This window comes from Curtobacterium sp. ABR8 (assembly GCF_057812125.1).
Genome location: NZ_CM173818.1, coordinates 65,588 through 81,238 on the forward strand (window position 1 = coordinate 65,588; position 15,651 = coordinate 81,238).

Here is a 15,651-nt window from a genome sequence, read left to right on the forward strand (position 1 = left end):
TCGGTGCGACGCTCGTCCTTTCGACCCCCACATGTGGGGGTGCGGTGGTGAGCGATGCTCCGTAACGTGCTGTGGAGTTGCACAGTGCAGCCATGGGGGCTGTGCGCTGGTGCGACGTGCTGAGGGGTTCTTTTCGCGTGTTCGCTGCGTCGTTGTCCGGTCGTGTTCGTGGAGTGATGCTGGCAGTGGTGACGTTGGTCGCCTTGCTGGGTTCGTTGTTGGTGGTGGTGTCGCAGCCGGCACCGGCGCAGGCTGTGGTGACCGGTACGGGCGGGCAGTACGTGCCGATGCCCTCCAACGCCCGCGTGTTGGGCGGTGCGACCGAGAAGGGCGTGTTCCGCACGGTGAAGGTCGCCGGAGTCGCCGGGCTGCCATCGTCCGGGATCGGCGCGGTGACGATGATGGTCACCATCGCCGATCCGTCGGGGTCGGGTCAGTTGCAGATGCGCGCCGACGATGCAGACACGACGACGCTGATGATGATCTACAACTCTGGTGTCGGCGGGAACACGTCGAACACGGGTCTGCTCGCGGTCGCGGACGACGGCACGATCCAGGTGCGGACCGAGACGGCGCAGTCGAAGGTCGTCATCGACATCACCGGCTACTACACGTCGACGAAGAACGGCGTGTCTGCCGGTGGGTTCGTCGCGATGTCGCCGTCCCGAGTGCTCGATTCCCGTGGCGGCATCGGTGCCGCGCAGGGGCAGATCCCAGCAGGTTCGCAGCGCACCATCCAGGCAACCGGCTCGAACGGCATTCCGACTGGCGCTGCGGCGGTCGCGGTGAACATCATCGTGATCAACCGCGAAGCCAAGGCCGGCTACGTCCGTCCCACCCCGACCGGTGAGACCCGCAGCACGGGTGTCCTGAACTACAACTCCGTCGAGGGCCAGTCGACCGCGATGAACGCGCAGGTCGCGTTGAACGCCGATGGGAAGTTCAGCATCGACACCGCTGAGGGCGGGGGGAAGATCGACCTCGTCGTCGACATCCAGGGCTACTTCCTGCAGTCGAACCCGGGTGGCGGCTTCACCCCGCTGAACGGTCGACTCATCGACACCCGCAACGGTGGGAGCATCGCTTCGGGTGCATCGTTCACGGTGCAGGTCGGCGGTGTCCAGGGTGCTCCGACGGTCGAGGGCGGCTTGTCGGCTGCCGCGGTGACGTTCACCGCGGTGAACGACAGTGGTGCTGACTCGTACGCGAAGATGTGGGCCGATGGTGCGGCGGAGCCGGAGTCGTCTGCGATCAGCTCCGACCGGACGTCGAAGATGACGAACACCGTGGTCGCGCCGGTCGGTGCGAACGGCAAGATCCGCATCAAGAACATGGGCACGGCGGCGATGAACTACCTCGTCGACCTGCAGGGTGCGTACAACTCGCTCCCCGGCGGCCCGGGCAACACGAACCGCACCGGTCAGCGGACGTCGGCGACGACGTTGCCGTTCCCGATCACGGACCAGACCAACGCGTCCGTCGATGTCGGGACCGGAAACCTGCTGGTCACCACCTCGGCGATGTCGTTGCCTGGGGCAACGAGCTCGACGCCGATCGGTGCCGCGTACAACTCGCGCAGCACCACCGTCGGGGACGTCAACACGATGGCTGCGAACCGGTGGCAGTACAGCCTCGCCGGGGCGGGGGATCTCACCGCCAATGCAAACGGTGTCATCTACACGGACGCGGTCGGGACAGCTTGGCAGTTCCGGCCGTCGGGGGCGCAGGGTGCGTTCATCAGCCCGGCCGGTCTGCAGCAGACCCTGACCCGGACGACCCCGGCGGGTGAGAGCCCGCAGTACCAGCTGAAGGGCTGGACGACGAACCAGACCACGGTGTTCAACCTTGCGGGGCAGCCCACCAAGGTGAAGGACCGTAATGGCAACATCGTCGACTTCAGGTTCGACACGGACGACCGTTACAAGCTGACCAGCCTCGTCTCCACCGCTGGCACGGCGGCGCAGAAGACTGCGACGTCGTCGTATGCGAACCGGACGCAGACGTTCACGCAGGGCTCCGGGTCGAGTGCCCGGTCAGTTTCGTGGGCGAAGAACAGCACCGGTGACATCACCACGTACACGGACGCCACCGGCAAGCAGACCACGTTCGGGTACACCAACGGCGACCTCACCTCGATCACCGCACCCGAGGGCGGCGTGACGGCGTTCACGTACGACTCGTCTGACCGGATCACCAAGGTCGAGCAGCGCAACACCACCGCCGGTTCCCCGGGCACCGCCGTGACGCGGTTCTCGTTCAAGGACGACACCACGACACTGGTTGCCGACCCGCGGTCCGATCAGTCGGCGGCTGTTGCCGACGCGAAGCACACCACGTACACGCTCTACGACACCGACCTCGTCAAGAAGGCCGTCGATCCGGCTGGCCGTGAGCGGGGCCGTGAGTACAACCCGGCGAACAACGGCGTCACGACTGCGACGACCGGGACCGGCGACACCACGTCCACGTCGACGAAGGAGTACGGAAAGAACTCGAGCCAGTCGCTGACGAAGAGCACGAGCAGCTCGGGTTCGTCGTCGTCTGCGACCTATGACGCGCCGGGGGCTGCGAACAAGTACCTGCCGTCCTCAACGACGGACTCCGCGGGTGACAGCACGTCGTACGAGTACAGCGGCGTCGGCAACCCGACCTCCACCAGCACGGGCGAAGCCGCGGATGCGGCGAAGGCCGAAGTCGACTACAACGACGACGGCACTGTGAAGACGGCGACCGCACCCGGCAACGGCGGAAATCCGACGAAGTACGAGTACGAGAACAAGCAGCTCACGAAGGTCACCGCCCCGAACAACCCCTCGAGCAACACCGACATCGTCGGCGCGAAGGTATACACGTACGACGCGTTCGGACGTGTCCGGACCGAGACCGACGGTCGCGGCAACACGACCACCTACGGGTACGACAACGACGACCGAACCACCTTGATTGCGTTCAGTGACGGCACCGCGTCGGTGACCAGGTCGTACGACGGCAACGGCAACCTCCTCACCGAGACCTCCGCCACCGGCACCATCACCAACACGTACGACCAGCGGAACCGCCTCACCTCCACGGTGAACACCGCCGGCGGCGGAACGGTCTCCTACGGCTACGACCTCGCCGGCAACACCTCCACGGTCACCGATGCGCAGGGGACGGTGACGCACGAGTACGACCCGTCGAACGTGCTCACCGCGACGACGTACCCGACCACCACGGGCACGGCGAAGCAGGTCTACCTGACCGATGACCACGGCCGCCGCACGGACACGTGGCTCGGCGCCCCGAGCAACGCGACTCCCGGGGTGCAGCCGACGTCGTGGACAGGCCACCAGCAGGTCGAGTACGACTCCTCCGGCAAGATCACCCACATCAAGGCGTGGACCGGTAAGGACACCGCGCTCGAGGTGAACACGAAGTACTGCTACCAGTTCGAGGCACCCTCTGACGGCACCTGCGACGACAGCGACAAGTCCAAGGACCGCAGCAAGCTGCAGTGGTCTCGCGACGGCTCTGGTCAGGCCACGAAGTACGGGTACACCTCCGGCCGACTGACGAAGATCACCCAGTCCGGCGGTGACACTCCCACCAATTGGTCGTTCACCTACGACAAGGCCGGAAACCGCACCCGCGCCACGGCAACCAACGCCACCACCGAGGCGACGGTCAGTGACCAGCAGCTGAGCTACAACGCGCTCGGCCAGATCACCACCACCGGGTACGCGTACGACAAGACCGGCAACATGACCGCATCGCCGGGTGCGACGTACACGTACAACGGTGCGCAGCAGATGACGTCTTCCACGAAGGATGGCAAGACGACCACGTACGAGTACGCGGGCGCGGACATGAACAAGCTGCTCTACCAGGCAACCGACGGGGGAGCGGAGTACGGCTACACCTATGGCACATCCGACTCGAATGGTGTCCCCGTGATCGCCAGCCGTGAGCTCGTTGGTACGGGCACGGCCGCGGTGATCAGCGACCCCACCACTGGTCAGCTGCTGGATCTGCGGACTACGGACGGCACGACGAGCATGTACGTCCTCGACGGGATCGGGAACCCGGTTGCATCCCTCAAGGACACGGGCGCTGTTGCCTACAAGGTGACGTACGACGCGTACGGCAAGGAGCAGGTCAACGCCGACGGTGGCAGCAGTGCGCAGTGGCAGCAGAACCCGTACGGGTACAAGGCCGGCATCCGCGCCAGCAACACTGACACCGGACTCACGAAATTCGGCTACCGCTGGCAGTCCGCCGCCACCGGCAGCTGGATCGAACGCGACACACTCGACGCGCCTCTCAGTCCTAGTAACGCGAACCGATATGCCTACGCGGGTGCTGACCCAATCAACAAGTCTGACCCCCGTGGGCGAGACGTTTTCGACTCAGCCACTGACGCTTTCGGGAAAGCCGGTTTGGTTGGCAACCTCGCCAATATTGGCTACTACGCTGCTACAGGGAATAGTAAGGCGGCAGCGACAGAGACTGTCGGCTTGATCACCGGCACTCTTGCCGGAGCCGCCTGCGAACTCGGCATAGCAGCCGCTACTGGCGGTGTCGGGGTTATTGCAACAGCTGGCTGCTACGCGGTCGGTACTGCCGTGTCAAACGTAACGACTGGGAAGGTGTTTTAAGTGTTCAGAATGAAGGGCAACCTGCTACTTCCCACCATCATCGGCATATTTGCCATAGCTCTCGGTGTCGTCGCGCTACTTTCGCCTAATCGCGCCGACGCGGGCATTGGAATCTGGGGTGCAATCGCGGGCTTGTTCGGCATTTACGTGATCTGTGGGGTCATCGTTTCGGGGTGGGGAAGACGCAGATAACGGGGAAGGCTGAAATCCGCAATCCTCACACATGTCGCGGCTAGTTGAATGAGTGATCAGCGTGAGTATCAGCTCGTTCGATGTTGAAAAGATCGATCACCGGCCGCTCGTCCGCTGGGTAGCTGGAGTGATAGGTGCATTCACTGGAATCCTTGCCATCATTGGATGGCCGCTCCCCATAGTTTCGGGGCGATACGTACAGAATGACGCATGGGAACGCACCTTGTCGTTGATTAACGCATGGTTGAACCATGCCGGTTGGAGAATGTCCGGGTCCTCGTGGTTTTGGAGCGGCATTTCAATTGCTGCGATCACTGGCGTGATCTTGACAATAAATCAACGTGATCTTGCCTGGCCCAAAAAATGGCTCGTGATCCTGATCCCGGGCGGACTTGTTGGTACTCTGGGCCCTCTATTCCAGATGCTCTTAGGTGTTCGGTGGTCGAATTACGCATCCGAGGACAATAGTCCCGTGGCTCTCGTGTATTTGATCAGCATGGTCGTCGTCATCGGTCTTCTCCTTCTGCGTGGCTGGGTGATGCGTATCCGGGATCAACCCGATGACGCCAATGCTACAAAGCGCTGATGGCAAGCTGATACACCGCTCATTTCTCGGCCGAAACGCAGGGCCCCATCATGAGCGGATTGAGCACGCACTTCGTCGGCGCTGCTACACGGACGCCGCTTACCGGCACCTGACCGTACTGGGGTCAGCGACCCGCTTTGTTGAACTGCGGGACATGTGCCCAAAGGCACACAGCTGATGGGCCATACCTGGCAGTACGTCAACGTCCGGGGCGGCCCGACCGACGCTTTAAGAACAATCCCGCTCTTCCCGTCGTGCAATATGGCCAGCTCGATATCAGCACAGCGCAAGGCCTGTTCTGAAGCGCGCAATCCTCACGTGCCACCGCCCTCGACGAAGCTGGCTCACTCCTCGAAAAGGCACCACGCCGCCGCGATCACCGGCGGCATCGCAACTAGTTACGCGCCTGGGGAGGGGCGGTCGAGCAAGCCCATCGGCGGCAGAGCGCAAGGTGAAGGCGACGTCAATTAGGCGACACCTCGTGACGGCGCGGCCTGGCTCGGGGCCTCCGCACCGAGCCCGAGTCGTGGATTCTCTAGGATCGACCCATGTCCACGACCATGCCCGGCTTCGGGACGGAGCGCATCACGCAGCTCGGCCTGCGTGACCGTGTCTACGACCGGGTGCTCGAGGTCCTGATGGGCCACGACGTCGAACCGGGCATGCGGCTGTCGATCGACGGGCTCGCCCGAACCCTCGGCGTCTCCCCGACCCCGGTGCGAGAAGCCCTGGTGCAACTCGAACGCACCGGCCTCGTCACCCGTGAAGCGAACAAGGGCTACCGGGTCTCCCCGCCGCTGGCCGGCGACCAGCTCGAGGCCCTGTTCGACGCCCGGTTGATCGTGGAGAGCGGCGCGGTCGAGCTCGCGGCCCGCGGCGACGTCGACGGCCTGCGTGAGCGACTTGGGGCAGCGCTCGACGAGCAGGCTGCGGTGGCCGCTGAGGTCGCGTCCGTCGGTGCTGCGAACGCCCCGGAGGAACTGATGGCCCGCTTCTTCCGCAGCGACTGGCAGTTCCACCAGCTGATCTTCGACGCGACGCGGAACCCGTTCCTCGAGGAGATGTCCGAGATCATCACGACGCGCGTGCACCGCATGCGGCAGATCGTCGAGGGTGGCGGGGACGACACCGACCGCGCCGTGCACGAGCACCGAGCGGTGGTCGATGCCCTCGCGGTCGGGCCGACCGAAGCAGTGGCGGCGATGCGGCACCACATCGACGCCGTCCGGCTCCGGTCGCGCGAGGACGCTTCGCACACGAGCTGATCCCGCAGGGGTTGCGCTCTGTCGAGGTGCGAGTATCTTTCCTATAGGAAAGAGGTTCACTGCCGAACCCCGACATGCGAAGGAGCATTCCGTGAGCACACCGCAGGACTGGGTCGACCAGGATTGGGACCCCACCACCTGGACGTCGGACACCTGGCCGATCGCCGCCTGTCTGCACGGCTTCGCCCAGGTCACGCGTGACGGCACTGCGTTCCACGATGCCCCGGCCGAGGTCTGGGACGACGTGTTCGCGCAGATCGAGGCCGTCGGCTTCTCGCTGGCCGAACTCGCCGACAGCCACATCCGGCCCGCTGACCTCGAAGCCTCCCGCCGCGACGAGCTGTTCGCCGTCGCGAAGGCGCACGGCATCGGGATCCCGTCCGTGCACCTGCAGCGCAAGAGCGTCATCCAGCCCGGGCACGAGGACGAGAACCTCGCCTACGCCCACCGGACCATCGACGCGGCGGCCGAGTGGGGCATGCAGGTCTTCTCGACCGGGCTGCACCAGCCGTTCACCGAGGCCCAGAAGCGCGCGCTGTGGTTCTGGACAGCGCAGGGCCCGAAGGACCCGGACGACCCGGAGGTCTGGAACGCCGCGGTCAAGCGACTGCGGGAGCTCGGTGAGCACGCTGCGAGCGTCGGACTGCCGATGGCCCTCGAACTGTACGAGGACACCTACCTCGGCACCGCCGACAGCGCCGTGCGACTGGTCGAGGACATCGGGCTCGACAACGTCGGCCTGAACGCGGACGTCGCGAACCTCATCCGCCTGCACCGGCCGATCGAGGACTGGCGGGAGCTCTTCGCGAAGACGATGCCGCACACGAACTACCTGCACGTGAAGAACTACACGCGTGACGAGGCCGGCGACGGCAGCTGGGCGACGAGCGCTCCGAGCACCATGGAGACGGGCCTCATCAACTACCGCCAGGTCCTGCGCGACGCCGTCGCCGACGGGTTCCGCGGGATCGTCATGACCGAGCAGTACGGCGGGGACAGCCTCGGCGTCTGCGCCACCAACCAGCAGTACATCCGATCCGTCCTGGCGACGACGAAGCTCGACGCGACGGCGACGGCGGCCCCGACTGCAGCAACCAGCACCGAAGGAGCAATCCGATGAGCACCCTCGACATCGCCGTCGTCGGATCCGGCTACATGGGCGGCGGGATCGCCCAGGTCCTCGCCCTCGCCGGCCACACCGTCCGGATCGCCGACGTCTCGGCCGAGATCGCCGCGTCCAACCGAGCCCGGCTCATCGCAGAGACCGAGCAGTTCGTCGCGGACGGCCTGTTCCCCGCGGACGCCGTGGCGCGCGTCGACGCCCACCTCAGCGCAGCCGCCTCCATCGAGGAAGCGGTCGCCGAGGCCGACTTCATCGAGGAGGCCGTGCCCGAGAAGATCGAGATCAAGCACGCGACCCTGCGCCGCATCAGCGAGGCCGCCCGCCCCGACGCGATCATCGGCTCGAACACCTCGACGATCCTGATCGAGTCGCTGGCCGAGGCCGTCGTCGGCCCGGAGCGGTTCCTCGGCGTGCACTTCTCGAACCCGGCACCGTTCATCCCCGGCGTCGAGCTCATCCCGCACCCGACCACGAACGAGCACGCGATCGAGGTCGGCGAGACCGTCGTCGCCGCGACCGGCAAGCAGTCGGCGCGGGTGAAGGACTCGACGGGCTTCGTCCTGAACCGCCTGCAGTACGCGTTGTTCGAGGAAGCCACGAAGATCGCCGACGAGGGCATCGCCACCCCCGACGACATCGACACCATCGTGCGGACCACGTTCGGCTTCCGCCTGCCGTTCTTCGGCCCGTTCGCGATCGCCGACATGGCCGGTCTCGACGTCTACGCGTTCTGCTTCGAGTCGCTGCAGACCCGTTGGCCCGAGCGCTTCGCCACCCCGCCGTCGCTGCAGCAGCACGTCGACGCGGGCGAGCTCGGCACGAAGTCCGGCGCCGGGTACCTCGAGGTGCCGGCCGACCGGACGCCGGAACTCGTCGCCTACCGCAACAAGGCCTACGTCGCGATGCAGAAGCTGCTCGACGACCTCGGCCCGGCCCCGATCCACTGAGCGGCACGACGATGCGCAACGAACAGCAAACCGCCGTCCTCACCGGAGCGGCATCACCGCGTGGCATCGGTCGCGCCACCGCCCACCACCTGGCCGAGGCCGGCTGGGACATCGGCATCATCGACCTCGACCAGACGGCGAGCGAACAGGTCGCCACCGAGATCCGCGAGCAGCACGGCGTCCGCGCGGTCGGCGTCGGCGCGAACGTCGCCGACGAGACCGCGGTCCGGGCAGCGTTCGACACGATCGAGGCCGAACTCGAACCCATCGTCGCCCTCGTCAACCTGGCCGGCGTCTCGTCCGCGCACGCCTACCTCGACCTGCCCGAGGGGGAGTGGCACCGCGTGCTGTCGATCAACCTCGACGGTGTGCACTTCGCCAGCCTCCGGGCGGCGGAGTCGATGGTGCGGTCCGGCTACGGGCGCATCGTGAACCTGTCGTCGGTCTCCGCCCAGCGCGGCGGCGGCACCTTCAGCAAGACCCCGTACACGGTGGCGAAGGCCGGCGTGATCGGCCTGACCCGTGGCCTGGCGCGCGAACTCGGTCCGCGCGGCGTCACGGTCAACGCCATCGCCCCCGGCCCGATCGACACCGACATCATGGGCGGCACCCTGACCGAGGAGCGCAAGACCGAGATGGCAGCGGACGGCGTGCTGCCGCGCATCGGCACCCCGCGGGACATCGCCGCGGCGATCGCGTACCTGATCAGCGAGGACGCCGGCTTCGTCACGGGCCAGACGCTCAACGTCGACGGCGGCCTGTACATGCACTAGGGCCAGCCGCCCACGGAACGCGCGCCGACCGCGCGACGCGATCCGTGCCTCCCGTCCGGACGACCGAACCGACCGCCGGACGCCAGAACGACCGCACCGTGCTCGCAAAGGAGCGAACCCGTGTCACTTCCCCCTGCCCCCGCGCTCGGGTCGACGAACGACCCCGGCCTCAAGTCCGCCATCGGCAAGGCGACGAAGCACCTCATGCCGATGCTCGTCATCCTGTACTTCGTCGCGTTCCTCGACCGCACCAACGTCGGGTTCGCCGAAGAGGCCCTGAGCGTCGACCGCGGCATCTCCGACGCGGCCTTCGCACTCGGCGCCGGCATCTTCTTCATCGGCTACGCGATCTTCGAGATCCCGTCGAACCTGCTGCTGAAGCGCTTCGGCGCCCGGTTCTGGCTCGCCCGCATCGCGGTCACGTGGGGCATCGTCGCCGCGCTGTTCGCCTTCACGACGAACGACACGATGTTCATCGTCCTGCGGTTCATCCTCGGAGTCACCGAAGCGGGGCTGTTCCCGGGCGTGATCATGTACCTGTCCGAGTGGTTCCCGAACAAGGTGCGCGTGCGCATGTTCGCGATCTTCTACCTGGCGCAGCCGTTCTCGCAGATGATCGGCGCCCCGCTGTCCGGCGGGCTGCTGAGCTTCGGCGACCAGGCGACCCCGTTCCACGGCTGGCAGGTCATGTTCTTCGGCGAGGGGATCCTCGCGGTGCTCGCCGGCATCGCGGCCCTGGTGTTCCTGACGAACAGTCCGCAGCAGGCGAAGTGGCTCGAACCGGGCGAGAAGGCGTCGCTCACCGCCGCCATGGAACGCGAGGACACCGCCCGAAGCGCGGACGGTCCGACGGGCATCTGGAAGGCCATGGCGAGCGGTCGGGTCTGGTACTTCACGATCATCTACTTCTGCCTGCAGGTCGCCGTGTACGGCACGACGTTCTACCTGCCGCAGCAGGTGTCCTCGCTGCTCGGGCAGGACGTCGGCTGGCAGGTCGGCCTGGTGTCCGCGATCCCGTGGCTCGTCGGACTCGTCGCCTGCTACCTGGTCGGCTCGAAGGCGGACTCCGTCGGTCGCCGCCGTCGGTGGGGGACCATGTTCTACGTCACGACCGGGCTCTCGATCCTGGGCTCGGCCTGGGCCGGAGCGAACGGGCAGCCGATCCTGGGGATCGTCTTCATCACGCTGGCGGTCGCGAGCTTCCTCGCCGTCGGCCCGATCACCTGGGCGTACCCGACGGCGTTCCTCACCGGGGCGGCGGCCGCGGCGGGCATCGGCCTGATCAACTCGCTCGGCAACCTGGGCGGGTTCGTCGCCCCGATCATGCGCACGGCGATCAACGAGGTGGTGCCGACCGACAGCGGTGCGTTCGGGATCGTCTCGCTCGGGGTCCTGGCGTTCGTCGCGGCGGTGATGATCTTCTGCACGAAGTTCTTCCGGGGGTCGAAGGCGGATGATCTCCTCGACACCTCGCATGTCCGCACCACGACGTCGAAGGAGACGAACGCGTGACCAGACTGTTCAACGACCCGGCGGACTTCGCCGACGAGGCGACCGACGGCTTCGTCGCCGCGAACGAGCGGTGGGTGCGGAAGGTGCACGGCGGCGTCGCCCGTGCGACCACCAGCCCCGACCGTACGGTCGCGGTCGTGATCGGGGGCGGCTCCGGCCACTACCCGGCCTTCGGCGGACTCGTCGGACCCGGCCTCGCTGCCGGTGCCGCGATGGGCAACCTGTTCGCCAGCCCCAGCGCCCAGCAGGTGGCCGGCGTCGCGCGGGCGTCCGAGCACGGCGGCGGTGTGCTGCTGAGCTACGGCAACTACGCCGGTGACGTCCTGAACTTCGACGCCGCGGCCCGAACGCTCGAGGCCGACGGCATCCCGGTCCGCACCGTCCGCGTCACCGACGACGTGGTGAGTGCGCCCGCGGACCGCCCGCAGGAGCGGCGTGGCATCGCCGGCGACCTCTGCGTCTTCAAGGTCGCCGGTGCCGCCGCCGAGCAGGGCCGCAGCCTCGACGAGGTCACGGCCGTCGCCGAACGTGCCAACGACCGCACGCGGTCGTTCGGCGTCGCGTTCTCCGGGTGCTCCCTGCCCGGTGCCGACGAACCCCTGTTCACGGTGCCCGAGGGTCGGATGGCCATCGGCATGGGCATCCACGGCGAACGGGGGATCGACGAGACGGACGTGCCCACCGCGGACGGCCTGGCCGAGCTGCTGGTGTCCCGTCTGCTCGACGAACTGCCCGACGGCGTGACACCCGACGGCGCGCGCGTCGTCCCGATCCTGAACGGGCTGGGCAGCGTCAAGTACGAGGAGCTCTTCGTCGTCTACCGCTCGGTGCAGCAGCGGCTGGCCGACGCGGGGGTCGTCATCGTCGAACCCGAGGTCGGTGAACTCGTCACGAGCTTCGACATGGCCGGCGTCTCACTCACCCTGTTCTGGCTCGACGCCGAACTCGAGGAACTCTGGGCCGCACCCGCGGACACCCCCGCCTACCGCAAGGGTGGCGCCGTCCCGCAGGAACGCGTCGACCCCTCCACCGTCGAAGCGGACGCCGAGGCGGTCGCCATCGGCGCGGCGAGCGACGACTCGCGCGCCGCCGGTGAGCAGGTCGCGGCCGGCTTCGCCGCCGTCCGCGCGCTCCTCGACGAGCACGCCGACGAACTCGGACGCATCGACGCCGTCGCCGGGGACGGCGACCACGGCATCGGCATGCAGCGCGGCGCGCACGCCGCAGCGGCTGCGGCCACGGACGCAGTAACCGGCGGCGCCGGTGTCGGTACCGTCCTGCGGATCGCGGCAGACGCCTGGTCCGACAAGGCCGGTGGGACGTCCGGTGCGATCTGGGGGGCCGCCCTGGAGGCACTGGGTCGCGTCCTCGGGGACGACGAGCGCCCGTCAGCCGCCACGGTCCAGAGCGCGGTGCACGCCGCCACCGAGGCCGTCCTCGCGTTCGGCGCGACCGTCGGCGACAAGACCATGGTGGACGCGCTCGTACCGTTCGACGAGGTGCTGCGCACCCGGATCGACGCGGGAGCGTTGCTCGGAGAGGCCTGGACGGACGCCGTCCGCGCCGCCCGCGAGGCCGCCGACGCCACCGCCTCGCTCGTGCCGAAGATGGGCAGGGCCCGCACCCACGCCGAGCAGGCCGTCGGCACCCCGGATCCCGGCGCGGTGTCCTTCGCCCTGATCGTGGAGACCGTCGCACCGTGATCACCATCGGGGTGTCGCTGAAGACGTACTTCTCGCATGCCCGGACCCTCGAGTGGGCCGGAGCCGTCGCCGAGATCGCCCGGCGGCACCCCGCGACGCGGTCGGGAGCAGCCTCGATGTTCGTGGCGCCGACGTTCCCGGCGCTCGTCCCCGTGCGCGACGTGCTCTCCGGGTCGGGAGTGCTCCTCGCCGCGCAGGACCTGTCGTGGGCCGACGAGGGAGCGTTCACCGGCGAGGTCTCCGGCACCGAACTGCGGGAGATCGGGGTCGACCTGGTCGAGATCGGGCACGCCGAACGCCGCTCCCTGTTCCACGAGGACGACGCGACCGTCACCGCGAAGGTGCACGCGGCCTTCCGCAACCACCTGCGTCCGGTCCTCTGCGTCGGGGAGACGACCCGGGCCTCCCGGTCGGGTGCAGCGGAAGCGGTGGCGGAGGTGACCGCGCAGCTCGACCGTGGTGTCTCGACGGCCGTCGCGGACGGTCTGGCCGGGGCGCTGACCGTCGCCTACGAGCCGGTGTGGGCGATCGGTGCGCCCGCGCCGGCGCCGGACGACCACATCGTGGCGGTGCTCGCGGGGATCGAGCAGCACCTCGCCACGCGGCCCGAGCTGCGCGGGAGCACGGTCCTGTACGGGGGCAGCGCCGGGCCCGGTCTGCTCACCCGGGGGCAGGGGCGGATCGGCGGGCTGTTCCTCGGTCGGTTCGCGCACGACCCGGCTGCGGTCGAGGCGATCCTCGACGAGGTCGCAGCGGGCTAGGACCCGTCGCGGGTGCCCGCCAGCCCGTGGTCATGCGCGTAGACCACGAGCTGCACGCGGTCCCGCAGCGAGAGCTTGCCGAGGATGCTCGAGATCTGGGTCTTCACGGTCGACTCGGTGACGTACTCCTTCGTCGCGATCTCGGCGTTCGAGAGCCCGCGCGACGCCCAGCCGAACACCACCCGCTCCCGCTCGGTCAGCGCCTGGAACTCGGACGGCTGCGGAGCCGGTGCCCTGGCGACGTCGGCCCCGAACAGCTGCGCGAGGTCGTTCGGCGCGATGACGGAGCTGCCCTCGTGCACCGCCCGGACCGCGGCGAACAGGAACGTCGGAGTGGCGTCCTTGAGCAGGAAGCCGCTCGCGCCGAGCCGGATCGCGGTCGCGGCGGCGGGGTCGAGGCCGAACGTGGTGAGCACCACGACGCGGGGGAGCGGCCCCTCGACGGCACCGGAGAACAGCTGACGGACGGTCTCGACACCGTCCATGCCGGCCATCCGCATGTCGAGCAGCATCACGTCGGGTCGGAGCTCCCGGATGCGGTCGAGGGCCTCGGCGCCGTCGGAGGCCTCACCCACCACGTGCATGTCGTCCTGGGCGTCGAGCACCACGCGCAGACCGGCGCGGAACAGCGCCTGGTCGTCGGTGAGCAGGATCCTGATCGGTTCGGTCATCGGACGGGTCCCCCTTGGACGTCGAACGGGATGCGGGCGCGTGCGGCGAACACGTCGTCCAGCGCGGCGGCGTCGAACGACCCGCCGAGTGCGGTGAGGCGGGTGTGCATGCCGTCGATCCCCCGGCCGGAACCCCCGGTGGTGCCGTCGCCGACGACGTTCTCGACCTCGAGCACGACGTCGGCGCTCCGCCAGGTCTCTCGGACCACGACGGGAAGCCCCGGTGCGCCGTGCCGGAGTGCGTTGGTCAGCATCTCCTGCAGCACGCGTCGGGCCGCCGTGCCGGTGTCCGGCCGGAGCGGGACCGGGACGCCACGCACCGTGCGGTCGACGTCGACACCGGCCTCGCGGATGCCCTGCACGATCTCCTCGAGCGAGCCGGGGTCGGTCGTCTCCCCGGAGCCGTCGATGTGCCCGAGGACCTGCCGGACCTCGACCAGCGAGCTGCGGGCGGTGCTGGCGATGGTGGCACTGACCTCGCGGACGCGGGCCTCGTCGGCCAGGAACGGCACCGAGTCGGCCTGGGCGATGATCACCGCGAGCGAGTGGCCGACGACGTCGTGCACGTCGCGGGCGATGTCCGCGCGGATGCGCTCGGACTCCGCGACGTCGATGGCGCGGGTGGCGGTGGCCTCGGCCTCGGTGGCGACGGCCTCGGCGCGGGACGCGGCAGCCTCGGCATCGGCGCGGCGGACGGACTCGCGGTCGCGCGACCGGAAGGCCCGGACGGCGACCCCGCCGGCCCACACCCCGAGGAGCGCGGCGACCGGTGCGGCCATCGCGAGGAACGCCTGGTCGCGGGGGCCGTTGAGCAGCACCAGGTACCGGAAGCCGGTGACGGCGAGGTAGAATGTCGCGCCGACGCCCGCGACGAGTGCGAGCACCCCGGAGAGGATGACCTCGGTCCGGGTGCCGACCACGGCCGCGGTGCCGATGACGACGAAGATGGCGAGGTCGACGAGTGACGGGCGCTCGCCGCCGCCCACCTGGATGATCCCGAGGACGACCACCATCAGCATCGCCGCCGACGGGGAGACCCGACGCAGGGCGATCGCGCCGGCGGCGGCGAGCACCGCGAAGAAGCTCGCGTGCTCGAGCTCGACCTCGATCGGCAGCAGGAAGACGAACGCCGCCAGGACCGCCCACGCCACGTCGACGACGATCGAACGGGTGGCGAGCGGCCGGATGAACGTGCGCCGGTCCGTCACGGCTCGATCATCGCATGCCGCCCGCGCCGGGCGGCGTGCACCGACGTCACGCGCCCGGGGTCATGGCGGCGAGGGCGATGACGGTGGTGGCGACGATCGCGGCGCAGAGCAGCAGCGTGGCGATCGTGTGTTTCGTCGAGGACTCCATGTCACCAGACTCGCGGTCCAGAGTCTCCGGGGGCATCGGGCGCAGGGGCGAAGCGCTTCGTCCCTGCGGGTGAAGCTCCGCCGGGACCTCCACGCGATCGGTGTCGGTGCCCGGCGTTAGCGTTCGGC

11 protein-coding genes are annotated in these 15,651 nt (G+C 68.4%); 9 read left to right on the plus strand and 2 right to left on the minus strand.

Annotated elements, in window-relative coordinates:
• Positions 1-92 precede the first annotated feature (92 nt).
• The 9 genes from ACXKZB_RS00300 to ACXKZB_RS00340 all read left to right on the plus strand — a co-directional run bounded on the left by ACXKZB_RS00300 (position 93) and on the right by ACXKZB_RS00340 (position 13,496).
• Positions 93-4,634 (plus strand): RHS repeat protein, encoded by a 4,542-nt coding sequence (locus ACXKZB_RS00300; protein WP_488824238.1) that lies wholly within the window; start codon positions 93-95, stop codon positions 4,632-4,634.
• Between the two features lie 253 nt (positions 4,635-4,887).
• Positions 4,888-5,412, plus strand: coding sequence for a hypothetical protein (locus tag ACXKZB_RS00305; RefSeq protein ID WP_146249658.1), 525 nt, complete (start codon positions 4,888-4,890; stop codon positions 5,410-5,412).
• 548 nt (positions 5,413-5,960) lie between these two features.
• The gene (locus ACXKZB_RS00310) at positions 5,961-6,677 is read left to right on the plus strand and encodes a GntR family transcriptional regulator (protein ID WP_488824239.1); all 717 of its coding nucleotides are present in this window, start codon (positions 5,961-5,963) and stop codon (positions 6,675-6,677) included.
• Positions 6,678-6,768: 91 nt separating this feature from the next.
• Complete coding sequence (locus ACXKZB_RS00315) at positions 6,769-7,797, plus strand: sugar phosphate isomerase/epimerase family protein (protein WP_488824240.1); 1,029 nt, start codon at positions 6,769-6,771, stop codon at positions 7,795-7,797.
• The gene (locus ACXKZB_RS00320; protein ID WP_222659034.1) at positions 7,794-8,747 is read left to right on the plus strand and encodes a 3-hydroxyacyl-CoA dehydrogenase family protein; all 954 of its coding nucleotides are present in this window, start codon (positions 7,794-7,796) and stop codon (positions 8,745-8,747) included. Before ACXKZB_RS00315 ends, ACXKZB_RS00320 begins: the two co-directional genes overlap by 4 nt.
• A gap of 11 nt (positions 8,748-8,758) precedes the next feature.
• The gene (locus ACXKZB_RS00325; RefSeq protein WP_488824241.1) at positions 8,759-9,520 is read left to right on the plus strand and encodes an SDR family NAD(P)-dependent oxidoreductase; all 762 of its coding nucleotides are present in this window, start codon (positions 8,759-8,761) and stop codon (positions 9,518-9,520) included.
• A 120-nt stretch (positions 9,521-9,640) separates the two neighbouring features.
• The gene (locus ACXKZB_RS00330) at positions 9,641-11,032 is read left to right on the plus strand and encodes an MFS transporter (RefSeq protein WP_488824242.1); all 1,392 of its coding nucleotides are present in this window, start codon (positions 9,641-9,643) and stop codon (positions 11,030-11,032) included.
• Positions 11,029-12,735, plus strand: a complete 1,707-nt coding sequence (locus ACXKZB_RS00335) for a dihydroxyacetone kinase family protein (protein WP_488824243.1) — start codon at positions 11,029-11,031, stop codon at positions 12,733-12,735. Before ACXKZB_RS00330 ends, ACXKZB_RS00335 begins: the two co-directional genes overlap by 4 nt.
• Positions 12,732-13,496, plus strand: a complete 765-nt coding sequence (locus ACXKZB_RS00340) for a triose-phosphate isomerase family protein (RefSeq protein WP_488824244.1) — start codon at positions 12,732-12,734, stop codon at positions 13,494-13,496. The genes ACXKZB_RS00335 and ACXKZB_RS00340 overlap by 4 nt, the downstream gene beginning before the upstream one ends.
• Here ACXKZB_RS00340 and ACXKZB_RS00345 read toward each other — a convergent pair.
• Positions 13,493-14,167 (minus strand): response regulator, encoded by a 675-nt coding sequence (locus ACXKZB_RS00345; RefSeq protein WP_123292887.1) that lies wholly within the window; start codon positions 14,165-14,167, stop codon positions 13,493-13,495. The genes ACXKZB_RS00340 and ACXKZB_RS00345 overlap by 4 nt on opposite strands.
• Positions 14,164-15,375, minus strand: coding sequence for a sensor histidine kinase (locus tag ACXKZB_RS00350; RefSeq protein WP_488824245.1), 1,212 nt, complete (start codon positions 15,373-15,375; stop codon positions 14,164-14,166). Before ACXKZB_RS00350 ends, ACXKZB_RS00345 begins: the two co-directional genes overlap by 4 nt.
• Between the last annotated feature and the right edge of the window lie 276 nt (positions 15,376-15,651).

Excerpts from the sequence above, each read along its gene's own strand:
- ACXKZB_RS00300 (WP_488824238.1), top strand. The coding sequence starts at position 93 with ATGGGGGCTGTGCGCTGGTGCGACGTGCTGAGGGGTTCTTTTCGCGTG.
- ACXKZB_RS00310 (WP_488824239.1), top strand. The coding sequence starts at position 5,961 with ATGTCCACGACCATGCCCGGCTTCGGGACGGAGCGCATCACGCAGCTC.
- ACXKZB_RS00320 (WP_222659034.1), top strand. The coding sequence starts at position 7,794 with ATGAGCACCCTCGACATCGCCGTCGTCGGATCCGGCTACATGGGCGGC.
- ACXKZB_RS00325 (WP_488824241.1), top strand. The coding sequence starts at position 8,759 with ATGCGCAACGAACAGCAAACCGCCGTCCTCACCGGAGCGGCATCACCG.
- ACXKZB_RS00345 (WP_123292887.1), bottom strand. The coding sequence starts at position 14,167 with ATGACCGAACCGATCAGGATCCTGCTCACCGACGACCAGGCGCTGTTC.